Below are 11,996 nucleotides of genomic sequence, written 5' to 3'. Positions count from 1 at the left end.
TAGGGCCTGTTTATTGCCATCGGGGTTGCGGTTTTTGGCTTTCCGGCCTGCACACGGGGGGGGCCGGGGGGGAGGTTCCCGCGCGGCCCCTGGTCTTTCCCCTGTGTCCTGGGTCAGGCGGCGCTGCCGGCCGTCCACTCGCTCCACGGCATGTTCCAGCCGTTGAGGCCGTTGTCCGGGGAGATCGTCTTGTCGTGGGAGTTCTTCACGACGACGACGTCACCGACGAGCGAGTTGTCGTAGAACCACTTGGCGGTGGTGTCGCCGCCCGCGCCCCGCACGTCCTGGAGTCCGACGCAGCCGTGGCTGGTGCCCTGCGCGCCGAAGATGCCGGGCGAGCTCCAGTAGTTGCCGTGGATGAACGTGCCGGACTGCGACAGGCGCATCGCGTGCGGCACGTCGGCGATGTCGTACTCGCCGCCGAAGCCGACCGTCGACCCGTTCATCCGCGTCTGCACGAACTTCTCGGAGATGACCATCTGGCCGTTGTAGGTGGGGTGGTCGGCGCTGCCGGTGGAGACGGGGACGGTCTTGAGGGTCTGGCCGTCGCGGACCACGGTCATCTTCTGCGTGTTCGCGTCGACGGTGGCGACCTGGGAGCGGCCGACGGTGAAGGTGACCGTCTTCTTCTGGACGCCGTGGATGCCGTTGGCGCCCTCGACCCCGTCGAGGTCGATCTTCATGGTGACCTTGGAGCCGGCCTTCCAGTACTCCTCGGGCCGGAAGTCGAGCCGCTGCTCGCCGAACCAGTGGCCGACCACCTGCTGGCCGCTGCTGGACGTCACCTTGATGCCCGACTGCACGGCCTTCTTGTTCGTGATCACCTTGTCGAAGGTGAACGAGACCGGCATGCCGACCCCGACCGTCGTCCCGTTGTCCGGGGTGTAGGTGCCGATGAAGCTGTTGCCGGTCGAGACCGTGGTGAAGATGGAGTTGGCGGCGGCCGTCTCGCCCCCGGCGTCCTTCGCGGTCGCGGAGATCCGGTACTTGGTGCCGCGCTCCAGCTGCTCCTTGGGCTTCCAGGTCGCCCCGTCGGCGCTGATCGTGCCGGGGACCTCGGCGCCGTCCGCCGACGTCGTCATCTTCACCGTGGTCAGCTTGCCGCCGCTGACCTTGACCCCGGTCGCGTTGATGGACGCCCCCGTGGAACCGTCCTTCGCCGAGATCGTGATGCGCGGCGCGCCCTTCGGGTCACCGCCCTTGCCGTCGGTGTCGTTGTCGGCCTTCGCGCTGCCGCCGCAGGCCGTGAGGGCCAGTGCACCGACGGCGACGGCGGCGCATACGGTGGCTATGTTCTGCCTTCTCACGGCCTGCTCCTGTTCGTGTGGTTCATCTCGTTGATCCGGTGTGTGGAGAGAGCGCGAGATGACCGGAGGGGTTCCCTCCGCTTCCTGTGAAGGCAGCCACAGGGACAGTCCTGTGACGAAGCGCGGACTCTGTCACGGGAACCCCCACGAGGAGCCCGTACGAGACTGAGGGCGCCCCCGCCCGAGAGTGCCCGTCGAGAGCCGTACGAGACCGAGGGCGCCCCCCGCCCGAGACGCCCCGCTCAGCCGTACAGCTCCGAGTACGACAGATACACGCGCCCGGCACCGCCGCCGTCACCGTCACGGTCGCCGCGCACCGACTCCGCCGCCCGCACCGCCCGCACGATCGCCCGGGTCACGAGATCCGCCCCCGCCGCGAGGATCTCGTTGAGCGCGAGCGGGTTCGCGGCGTCCAGCGGCCGCTCCCCGGTCGCGAGGGCGAACACCGTGTCGCCGTCGTTCAGCAGATGCACCGGCCGCACCGCCCGCGCGATCCCGTCGTGCGCGGTCCCCGCCACCTTCTGCGCCTGCGCCCTGCTCAGGTCCGCGTCCGTGGCGACGACGGCGAGCGTCGTGTTCAACGTGGCCGGCCCGGACACGGGGCCCGACGCAGGGCCGGACGCCGGCTCAGGCCCGGACGCCAAGGTGGGCCCGGACGCCAAATCGGGCTGGGTGAGTGGCGCCGGCCCGTTCGCCGCGCGCGCCGCCGCCAGCCGCTCACCCGCCGCCGCGTGCACCGCCGCGTCCGGATACGCCACCGGCCCACGCCCCGCGAAGAACTCCCCGTACAGCGCCCCCGTCCCCGGGTCCACCGCCGAGCCGGCCGCGTTGGCCACCACCAGGGCAGCGACCGTGATCCCGGAGTCGAGCAGTACGGACGCCGTGCCGATGCCGCCGCGCAACCCGCCGACCAGCGTGCCCGTGCCCGCGCCGACGCTGCCCTCGGCCACCGGGGCGCCGACCGGGCTCGCCGCCGCGGACTCCACAGCGGCCCGGCCCGTCGCCGCGTCCGGGCGGGCCCGCCAGTCGCCGCCCCGGCCCAGGTCGAAGACACAGGCCGCCGGCACCACGGGCACGACCTGCCCGGGCCCGCCCACCGGCACCCCGCGCCCCTGCTCCTCCAGCCACGCCATCACCCCCGACGCCGAGTCGAGCCCGAACGCGCTGCCGCCCGTCAGCACCACCGCCTCGATCCGCTGCACCAGATTGCGCGGGTCCAGCGCGTCCGTCTCCCGGGTGCCGGGGCCGCCACCGCGCACGTCGACCGCGGTGACCGCACCGCCCTCGGGCGCGAGCACGACCGTCGTCCCGGTCAGCCACCCGTCGCCGCGGCGGGTGGCGTGCCCCACGCGCAGGCCGGGCACGTCGGTCAGGGCGTCGTTGCGGGCCGGCCTGCCGCCCGTCGTCGATTCCGTCGTCATGCGCCCTGCGTACCACGACAGTTGACCCCGGCCGTGCTTCTTCCTCATCGGCTTCGCCGCGGCGCTCCCGGTGCTGATCAAGGCGGCGTGGACCCGTCTGTGGGTGGTTCTCCGCCCGCGGGGGCGCCGAGCCCCGGGCCGATCCCGCCCCGTCGGCCGGTCGAGCCGGGAGGATCGCGCTCTCATCGCGGTCCGCACCCGCGACGTACCCTGGAGCCATGAGCGACACCCCGAAGCCCGCCCCCGAGCCGCGCGACCCCAAGGCCGCGCTGATCTTCGACGATCCGCTGTCGGCGCAGTCCTCCGACGACACGGACCGGGGGTGGGGCGAACGGCCGGCCGCCGGTGACAACAGCGCCGCCGACCTGGCCCGGTTCCTCGACGAGAAGCCGCCCCACCACCTCTGAGTAGCCGCTACGACTCGGAGTGACCCGAGCCGCGCTGCGCCACGAGGGCGTCGCGGATCTCCTTGAGGACCTCCAGCTCGGAGACCTCGATCACCTCGTGGGTGCCTTCCTTCGCCGCGTCGATGTTGGCCTTGCGGGCCAGGTACTTCGCCATGGGCAGCACCATCAGGAAGTACACGACGGCCGCCGTGATGATGAAGCTGAGCGTGGCGCTGAGGACGGTGCCCCAGAGGATCTCGATCCCGCCCTCGCCGCTGCAGTCGCCCTTCAGGCAGGACTTGTAGTTGTCCAGGTCGGAGGTGCCGAACGCACCGACGATCGGGTTGATCACACCCTTGACCACCGCGTTCACGATGTTGGTGAACGCCGCGCCGATCACGACCGCGACCGCCAGGTCGATCACATTGCCGCGCATCAGGAAGGCTTTGAAGCCTTCCCACACGCCCGGCTGCTTCTTCTCGCTCACCAGAAGGCCTCTCTTCACATGTGCAGGTTGTGGTGCAAACGCCCCCGCAACCTACGACAGTTCGGGTCAGACCTGTCCAATCCGGTAACTCGATCGGGGGACTTGACGGGAGAACGGTCACCAGACCGTCACCGCCAGCCTGGACACGGCCCCCGCTCCCGCGAGCCGTGCGGCGACAGGGCGCTCCACCTTCAGCACGACCAACGCACCGCCCCCGTCCGGGGTTTCGCCCGAAAATGCGTCGGGTACGGACGCGACCCGGGCGCCGGACGCGAGGACCCGGGCTCCGGGCTTCCCGTCGGTCCGTGCCGCGACCACGTCCACCCGGTCGCCCGGCCGCAGCAGGCGTGCCGCCGCCGCGTCCGCGATCCGCACCGGAGCCGACACCGTCACGGCGGGAGGCCGCGCCGGCCCGCGCGCGGTCCGGGGTGGCGGCGCCTGTGCCCGCTGATGACCGTCCCCGGCGCCGGACGAGGGCACCGCGGCGACCAGGGCCGCCGCGGTCAGGGCGAGTCCGGCGGCGAGCACCGGCCCGCTGCGGCGCGGGCCGCCGCGACCGGCGCGCGGTCGTCCGCCGCGTACGCGCACGGGAGGGAAGGGCGGCACCTCGGACGTCGGGGGAGTGGGTGTGGACGCGGGTGGGGGAGTGCTGAGCCCGTAGGGGCCGGGTGCTGCTGCGGACACGGTGGTCACCGCCTGCGGATCGGTTCGGGTCGGACGGACACCGCGTCCGTCTCGTCGACCACGATCCGCTCCGGCGAAGGACCCCGCCGGGCCCCGTGTGCTACCGGCCGGTTGTGGACAACTCCCTCACCCGAACGTGAAGTTCACCGACGTCGTCCGGCCGGGGAAGCCGGACGGCGGATCACGGCAGCCGGATCCCGGGGTCCATGCCGCCGAGTGCCCCGACGCACAGGCAGTCCCGCTCCTGCGTCGCCGGCAGGCCCGCGACCGCGTCGAACAGCACGGTCCGCAGCCGGTCCACGTTCGCCGCGAACACCTTGAGCACCTCGTCGTGCGAGACGCCCTCGCCGCTCTCCGCGCCCGCGTCCAGGTCCGTGACCAGGGTCAGCGAGGTGTAGCAGAGCTCCAGCTCACGGGCGAGCATCGCCTCCGGGTGCCCGGTCATGCCGACCACGGACCAGCCCATCGAGGCGTGCCAGCGCGACTCGGCGCGGGTCGAGAAGCGCGGCCCCTCGACGACGACGAGGGTCCCGCCGTCCACCGGCTCCCAGCCCTTGCCGCGGGCCGCCTCCACTGCCACCCGGCGCCCGGCCGGGCAGTACGGGTCGGCGGGCGAGACGTGCACGACGTTCGGCACGGTCCCGTCGGGCAGCGGCAGCCCGTCGAAGTAGCTCTGCACCCGGGACTTCGTGCGGTCCACGAACTGGTCCGGGATCAGCAGCGTGCCGGGCCCGTACTCGGGCACCAGGCCGCCCACCGCGCACGGTCCGAGCACCTGGCGCACGCCGACCGAGCGCAGCGCCCACAGGTTCGCCCGGTAGTTGATCCGGTGCGGCGGCAGGTGGTGGCCGCGGCCGTGCCGGGGCAGGAAGGCGACGCGGCGGCCGGCGATCTCGCCGAGGAAGAGCGAGTCGCTCGGCGGCCCGTAGGGGGTGTCCACCTGGATCTCGGTCACGTCGTCCAGGAAGGAGTAGAAGCCGGAGCCGCCGATCACGCCGATCTCGGCCCCGGTGCTGGTGTTCGCGTTCGTCGCCATGGTCAGCACACTAACCAAGGGCGGGACGCCGAAGACCCTGCCGTCCGGGGACGACAGGGTCTCGTAAGGCGTGGGTCCGGGTCAGGCCGCGGACGAGGAGCTCGACGAGCTCGTCGAACCGGAGGAGGCCGTCGAGGACGACTTGGACTCCGAGGACGAGGACGACGAAGAGGTCGACGTCGTGGAGGCGGGCTTCGACGACGACGCCGGGCTGCTGCTCGACGAGGAGCCGCGGCTGTCGTTGCGGTAGAAGCCGGAGCCCTTGAAGACGATGCCGACGGCCGAGAACACCTTCTTCAGGCGGCCACCGCAGTTCGGGCACTCGGTCAGGGCGTCGTCGGTGAACTTCTGCACCGCCTCGAGGCCCTCGCCGCACTCGGTGCACTGGTACTGGTAAGTCGGCACTGTGTCTTCCTCCTGGCACTCTCACTCAATGAGTGCTAACGACGCTCTATAGTGGCCTATTCCTCGGGATCAGTCCACCGTCACCGGCACTCGGTGACCGACACCACGTGCCACGGTGCGCCCGACGGACGGCGGGACGAGCCGCGTACGCAGCAGGAACATGACCGCCAGGGCCAGCACCGTGCCGCCCATCGGCACCAGGAATCCCGCACCGTCCCACAAGCGGTCCTCGAGCTGACCGGCGACCGTGACGGCCGCCGCCTGTCCCAGCGCGACCGCCCCGGTCAGCCAGGTGAAGGCCTCGGTGCGGGAGCCCGCGGGGACGATCTTCTCGACGAGCGTGTACCCGGTGATCAGGGCGGGCGCGATGCACACGCCGACCAGCAGGCCGAGCCCGGCGAGCAGCACCACGGACTGGGCCGCCCACAGGCCCGAGGCCATCAGGGCGAGCGCCGTGTAGGACACCAGGAGGCGGCGCTGCGGGGCGGCCTTCCAGGCGACGGCGCCGCAGACGATGCCCGAGAGCATGTTCCCCGCGGCGAAGATCCCGTAGAGGACGCCGTTCATGCCGGGCTCGCCGATGGACTCCGTGTAGGCGGCGAGCGAGACCTGCATGCCGCCGAAGACGGCGCCGATGCCGAGGAACGTGACGATCAGCACGCGTACGCCGGGGACGCGCAGCGCGGAGGAGTGCTCCACGCGCGCGTGGCCCGCGAGGGCGCTCACGGGCGGCTGAGTACCCTTCTGGGCGGCGAAGAGGAGGCCGCCGACCAGGGTGAGGGCGGCCTCGGTGAGCAGGCCGGCGGCCGGGTCGACGCCCGTGCACAGGGCGGTCGCGAAGAGCGGGCCGAGCACGAAGGTGAACTCGTCGGTGACGGATTCGAAGGCGGCCGCGGTCTGCATCAGGGGCGAGCCCTGCAGGCGCACGCCCCAGCGGGCCCGCACCATGGGGCCGATCTGCGGCGTGGAGGCGCCCGTGGGCACCGCGGCGAGGAACAGGGTCCACGTGGGCGCCCCGGACAGCGCGAGGGCCGTCAGGGTCGCGCCGGACGCGGAGTGCACCAGGACGCCGGGCAGCAGGACGGCGCGCTGGCCGAAGCGGTCGGCGAGCTTGCCGCTGTAGGGCGCGAACAGCGCCATGGAGACACCGGTCGTGGCGGACACGGCGCCCGCCGTGCCGTAGGAGCCGGTGGTGTGCTGGACGAGCAGCACGATCGAGATGGTCAGCATCGCGAACGGCTGGCGGGCCGCGAAGCCCGGGAGCAGGAACGTCCAGGCGCCGCGGGTGCGCAGCAGTTGTCCGTAGCCCGGGCGCTTGCCGGTGGTGTCGGTGACCGTGGCCTTCTGTGGCACGGCCGTCGCCTTTCTGCCGCCTGGTAGTGCCCCGCCGCCCGGTCGGGGCGTGGGGCACCGAGAGCCGTCCTCGTGCGCCGGGAACCGAGTGATACTGCGGTCCGCGCCAGGAGAGGCCCTGGGCCGTGCAGAAGCGGGGCGCCGGGCTGCGGGGCCGGGCGCGGGTGCTGCAAGGGGACCGCGGCCGCTTTGCGGTCGCGCCGGCTCTACGTCAGGCAGAGTCGGTGGTACATGGTGTGTGCCCCCATATTACCGGGAGGTCCCGCCTCCTGTGCCCAGCCAGCCGGCGAGCTTGCCGCCGTGGGCGACGGCCCGCAGACGCGCCTCGGCCGCGTCCCGCACCGGGTCGGTGGCGACGACGAGGAGCTCGTCGCCCTGCCGCAGCACGGTGGTGGGGGCAGGTACGAAGGAAGCGGCGTCGCGGACGACGAGGGTGACGGCGGCGCCCTTGGGCAGCCGCAGCTCGCCGACCTCCACGCCGTGCATCCGGGAGCCCTCGGGGATCGCGATGGACAGCAGATGGCCGCGCAGCCGCTCCAGGGGCGCCGATTCGATGCCGAGGTCGGCGGCCTCGGCGGAGTCGCCGAGCCGCAGCTTGCGGGCCAGCCAGGGCAGCGTGGGGCCCTGGATCAGGGTGTAGACGACGACCAGGACGAAGACGATGTTGAAGATGCGGCGGCTGTCGGCGACGCCGGTCACCATCGGGATCGTCGCCAGGATGATGGGCACCGCTCCGCGCAGCCCGGCCCAGGACATGAGGGCCTTCTCCTGCCAGGGCATCCGGAACGGCGCCAGGCTGAGGACGACCTCCAGGGGGCGCGCCACCATGGTGAGCACGAGGCCGATGACCAGGGCGGGCACGATGTCGTCGGCGAGCTCGTGCGGCGTGACGAGCAGGCCGAGCAGGACGAACATGCCGATCTGCGCGATCCAGCCGAGCCCCTCGGCGAAGCCGCGGGTGGCGGGCCAGTGGGGCAGCTTGGCGTTGCCCATCACCATGGCGGCCAGGTAGACGGCGAGGAAGCCGCTGCCGTGGGCCAGGGCGCCCGCCGCGTAGGCGGTGGTGGCGATGGCCATGACGGCGATCGGGTAGAGGCCGGAGGCGGGCAGCGCGACATGGCGCAGCCCGTAGGAGCCGAGCCAGCCGACGGCGAGGCCGATCGCGGCGCCGATGGTCAGCTCCAGGGCGATCTCGCCGATCAGGTGGTACCAGTGCTCGACGGGGCCCGCGGTGGAGAACGCGACGACGAGGATGACCACAGGGGCGTCGTTGAAGCCGGACTCGGCCTCCAGGACGCCCGTCACCCGCGCGGGCAGGGGCACCTTGCGCAGGACGGAGAAGACGGCCGCCGCGTCCGTGGAGGACACCACCGCGCCGATGATCAGGGACTGCCGCCATTCCAGGCCCACCAGGTAGTGCGCGCCGGCGGCCGTGACCCCCACGCTCACCGCGACGCCCACGAGCGACAGCGCGGCCGCAGCCGGGAGCGCCGGTCTGATCTCCTTCCACTTCGTGCCCAGACCGCCCTCGGCCAGGATCACGACGAGCGCCGCGTACCCGATGACCTGGGTCAGCTCGGCGTTGCTGAAGGAGACGTTGCCGATGCCGTCCTGACCCATGGCGATGCCGATGCCGAGGTACAGGAGCAGGCTGGGCAGCCCGCTGCGCGAGGAGATACGCACCGCGGCGACCGCGATGAGCAGCACGAGCGCGCTGACGAGCAGGAGCTGGTTGAGGTGGTCGACAGTCAGGGGCCGTTCCTTCCGCGAGGTGCTTCGCAGGGGTCGATGTGGGGGGAGTTACTTCGTTACCTTACCTAATCGTTAACGGTTCCTTGACGGTCGGGCCCTCGCCGCGCACCCCGTAGGTGGCTCCTTCCTGACTCCGCGTCCGGGCCCGGATCGCACTGCTCGTATGGTTGCTCCAGCCAGCAGCCCGCGAAGGACAGCAAGGATCGCGATGCCCTCCTCCAGTAATGCCTCTTCCGGCGGCCAGACCGGCAGGAAGAAGGGGCGCCGAGCCCGACTGATCGTGATCGTCCTGGTGTTGGCCGTTCTCGCGGGCATCGGGTACGGCGCGTACTGGGGCGTCGACAGCGTGCGCGCCTCGCTGCCGCAGACGACGGGCTCCGTCCGGATCGACGGTCTCGACGGGCCGGTCCAGGTCAAGCGGGACGATCACGGCATCCCGCAGATCTACGCCTCCTCGGACGAGGACCTGTTCATGGCGCAGGGCTTCGTGCAGGCGCAGGACCGCTTCTACGAGATGGACGTGCGCCGCCATACGACCTCCGGTCGGCTCTCCGAGATGTTCGGCAAGGGCCAGGTCAAGACCGATGAGTTCCTGCGGACCCTGGGCTGGCACCGGGTCGCGCAGGAGGAGTACGACTCCAAGCTCGCGCCGGAGACGAAGAAGTACCTCCAGGCGTACGCCAAGGGGGTCAACGCCTACCTGGCGGGCAAGAGCGCCAAGGAGATCTCCGCGGAGTACGTGGCCCTCGGCTTCGAGAACGACTACAAGCCGCAGAAGTGGACGCCGGTCGACTCCGTGGCCTGGCTCAAGGCCATGGCCTGGGACCTGCGCGGCAACATGCAGGACGAGATCGACCGCTCGCTGATGACGAGCCGCCTCGACAAGAAGCAGATCGCCGACCTGTACCCGGCCTACCCGTACGACCGGAACAAGCCGATCGTGCAGGAGGGCGGCTACGACGAGGCCACGGGCACGTACGAGCAGGCGTCCACGGGCGCCGGCCGGCAGGGCTCCGGAGGCGGCCAGGGGGCCGGTACGGGCCTCACGGGCGGCGCGCAGGCCCCCGAGGGCACCGGCGGGCTCGAGAGCCAGCTGGGCGGCCTCGCGGACGTCCTGGACCGGATCCCCGACTCCGCGGGCCTCGGCCCGAACGGCAACGGCATCGGCTCCAACTCCTGGGTGGTCTCCGGCGACCACACCATCACCGGCAAGCCGCTGCTCGCCAACGACCCGCACCTCGCGCCGCAACTGCCGTCCGTCTGGTACCAGATGGGCCTGCACTGCACGAGCCTTTCGGCCAAGTGCCAGTACGACGTGGCGGGCTACACCTTCGCGGGCATGCCCGGCGTGGTCATCGGCCACAACCAGGACATCGCCTGGGGCCTGACGAACTCGGGCGCCGACGTCACCGACCTGTACCTGGAGAAGTTCAGCGGCGACGGCTACCTGTACGGCGGCAAGACCGTGGCCTTCAAGACGCGCAAGGAGATCATCAAGGTCGCCGGCGGCGACGACAAGACGATCACCATCCGCGAGACGAACAACGGCCCGCTGCTCTCCGACCGCAACGACGAACTCGTCAAGGTCGGCAAGAAGGCCCCCGTCGGCACCACGGCCCCCGACCGCGGTGACGGCTACGGCATCGCGCTGCGCTGGACCGCCCTGGACGCGGGCAACACGATGGACGCCGTCTTCGGCATCGACCGCGCCTCGGACTGGACCGAGTTCCGCAAGGCCGCCGCCGACTTCCAGGTGCCCTCGCAGAACCTCACGTACGCCGACACCGAGGGCCACATCGGCTACCAGCTGCCCGGCCGCATCCCGACCCGCGGCGAGGGCGACGGCTCGCTCCCCTCGCCCGGCTGGGACCCCAAGTACCGCTGGACCGGCTTCATCAAGCAGGACGAGCTGCCCTACGAGTACGACCCGAAGCGCGGCTACATCGTCACCGCCAACCAGGCGGTCGTCGGCAAGGACTACCCGTACACGCTGACGACCGACTGGGGCTACGGCACGCGCAGCCAGCGCATCACCGACCTGATCAAGTCGAAGATCGACGGCGGCGGCAAGATCTCCACCGACGACATGCGCACCATGCAGATGGACAACAGCAGCGAGATCGCCAAGCTGCTCGTGCCCTACCTGCTGAAGATCGACGTCAAGGACAAGTACGTCCGCGAGGCCCAGCAGCTCCTGGAGAACTGGGACTACACCCAGAACCCGGACTCGGCGGCGGCCGCCTACTTCAACTCGGTGTGGCGCAACGTCCTGAAGCTCGCCTTCGGCAACAAGCTCCCCAAGGAGCTGCGCGTCAAGGGCCAGTGCCTGAGCGTCGCCCCGGTCGACAACACGGGCCCGGCCGACGACGACCGCCGGGTGCGCGAGTGCGGCCAGCGGGACGCGGACTCGGCGCAGCCGGACGGCGGCGACCGCTGGTTCCAGGTCGTGCGGAACATCCTCAAGGACGAGAACAACGCCTGGTGGCAGGCTCCGAAGACGCGCACCGACGCGGCGACGGACACCCGCGACCAGCTGTTCGCCCGCGCCATGGAGGACGCCCGCTGGGACCTGACGGCCAAGCTGGGCAAGGACATCGACACCTGGAGCTGGGGCCGGCTGCACCAGCTGGAGCTCAAGAACCAGACGCTCGGCACGGCGGGCCCGGGCTGGCTGCAGTACGTGCTCAACCGCGGCCCCTGGAAGCTCGGCGGCGGCGAGGCGGCCGTGAACGCGACCGGCTGGAACGCGGCGGGCGGCTACGGCGTCAGCTGGGTGCCGTCGATGCGGATGGTGGTGAACCTGGAGGACTTCGACAAGTCGAAGTGGATCAACCTGACCGGTGCCTCCGGCCACACCTTCAGCTCGCACTACACGGACCAGACGCAGAAGTGGATCGACGGCGAGCTGCTGCCGTGGCGCTTCACGGACAAGGCGGTCGAGGACGACACCTCGGACACGCTCGTCCTGAAGAGCTAGCTTCCTGAAGAGCCGGCGTCCTTGAAGAAGGCGTCCTTGAAGAAGGCGCCCTCGAAGAAGCGTCCTTGAAGAAGCGCCCTTGAAGAAGGGGGGGCCCCCCGCCCCGGGCGCGCCGGGCGGGGCCGGGGGGGTCGCCCGCCCCCCCCCCCGGCGCGCCGGACGCCGCCCCCCCCCGCGGGCGCGCCCGA

Annotated in this window: 10 protein-coding genes; 2 read left to right on the top strand and 8 right to left on the bottom strand. The window is 71.5% G+C overall.

Annotated features, from left to right (window positions below):
* Positions 1-113: 113 nt before the first annotated feature.
* A complete protein-coding gene (locus tag ACFW9D_RS26160; protein WP_188338395.1) occupies positions 114-1,307 on the bottom strand; it encodes an Ig-like domain-containing protein in 1,194 nt (397 codons plus the stop codon).
* A gap of 242 nt (positions 1,308-1,549) precedes the next feature.
* Positions 1,550-2,728 carry a P1 family peptidase gene (locus ACFW9D_RS26155; RefSeq protein ID WP_384625468.1) on the bottom strand — a complete coding sequence of 393 codons (1,179 nt, stop codon included), beginning with the start codon at positions 2,726-2,728 and terminating at the stop codon, positions 1,550-1,552.
* Between the two features lie 218 nt (positions 2,729-2,946).
* Here ACFW9D_RS26155 and ACFW9D_RS26150 point away from each other — a divergent pair, with 218 nt between their 5' ends.
* Entirely contained in the window at positions 2,947-3,135 is a 189-nt protein-coding gene (locus tag ACFW9D_RS26150) for a hypothetical protein (protein ID WP_188338397.1), read from the top strand.
* A 7-nt stretch (positions 3,136-3,142) separates the two neighbouring features.
* Here the strand turns inward: ACFW9D_RS26150 and mscL are convergent, their stop codons facing one another.
* From mscL to ACFW9D_RS26120, 6 genes are all read right to left on the bottom strand, one after another.
* A complete protein-coding gene (gene mscL, locus ACFW9D_RS26145) occupies positions 3,143-3,604 on the bottom strand; it encodes a large conductance mechanosensitive channel protein MscL (RefSeq protein WP_384625494.1) in 462 nt (153 codons plus the stop codon).
* 114 nt (positions 3,605-3,718) lie between these two features.
* Positions 3,719-4,285 (bottom strand): hypothetical protein, encoded by a 567-nt coding sequence (locus ACFW9D_RS26140; RefSeq protein WP_384625465.1) that lies wholly within the window; start codon positions 4,283-4,285, stop codon positions 3,719-3,721.
* Positions 4,286-4,466: 181 nt separating this feature from the next.
* Positions 4,467-5,321 carry an S-methyl-5'-thioadenosine phosphorylase gene (locus tag ACFW9D_RS26135; protein WP_188338399.1) on the bottom strand — a complete coding sequence of 285 codons (855 nt, stop codon included), beginning with the start codon at positions 5,319-5,321 and terminating at the stop codon, positions 4,467-4,469.
* 81 nt (positions 5,322-5,402) lie between these two features.
* A complete protein-coding gene (locus tag ACFW9D_RS26130) occupies positions 5,403-5,726 on the bottom strand; it encodes an FmdB family zinc ribbon protein (protein ID WP_188338400.1) in 324 nt (107 codons plus the stop codon).
* A gap of 69 nt (positions 5,727-5,795) precedes the next feature.
* Positions 5,796-7,079 carry an MFS transporter gene (locus tag ACFW9D_RS26125; RefSeq protein ID WP_384625461.1) on the bottom strand — a complete coding sequence of 428 codons (1,284 nt, stop codon included), beginning with the start codon at positions 7,077-7,079 and terminating at the stop codon, positions 5,796-5,798.
* A gap of 249 nt (positions 7,080-7,328) precedes the next feature.
* Complete coding sequence (locus ACFW9D_RS26120) at positions 7,329-8,786, bottom strand: potassium/proton antiporter (RefSeq protein ID WP_384625458.1); 1,458 nt, start codon at positions 8,784-8,786, stop codon at positions 7,329-7,331.
* A gap of 253 nt (positions 8,787-9,039) precedes the next feature.
* Between ACFW9D_RS26120 and ACFW9D_RS26115 the strand changes: the two genes are divergently transcribed.
* Positions 9,040-11,808, top strand: a complete 2,769-nt coding sequence (locus ACFW9D_RS26115; RefSeq protein WP_384625455.1) for a penicillin acylase family protein — start codon at positions 9,040-9,042, stop codon at positions 11,806-11,808.
* Positions 11,809-11,996 lie beyond the last annotated feature (188 nt).

Source organism: Streptomyces sp. NPDC059524 (assembly GCF_042749255.1).
GTDB lineage: Bacteria > Actinomycetota > Actinomycetes > Streptomycetales > Streptomycetaceae > Streptomyces > Streptomyces xanthii.
Note: the sequence above shows the minus strand (reverse complement) of the source record. Positions and strands in the feature narration are given on the sequence as shown.

Coding starts and splice junctions, on each gene's coding strand:
- ACFW9D_RS26155 (WP_384625468.1), bottom strand. CDS start 2,728: ATGACGACGGAATCGACGACGGGCGGCAGGCCGGCCCGCAACGACGCC.
- ACFW9D_RS26150 (WP_188338397.1), top strand. CDS start 2,947: ATGAGCGACACCCCGAAGCCCGCCCCCGAGCCGCGCGACCCCAAGGCC.
- ACFW9D_RS26135 (WP_188338399.1), bottom strand. CDS start 5,321: ATGGCGACGAACGCGAACACCAGCACCGGGGCCGAGATCGGCGTGATC.
- ACFW9D_RS26115 (WP_384625455.1), top strand. CDS start 9,040: ATGCCCTCCTCCAGTAATGCCTCTTCCGGCGGCCAGACCGGCAGGAAG.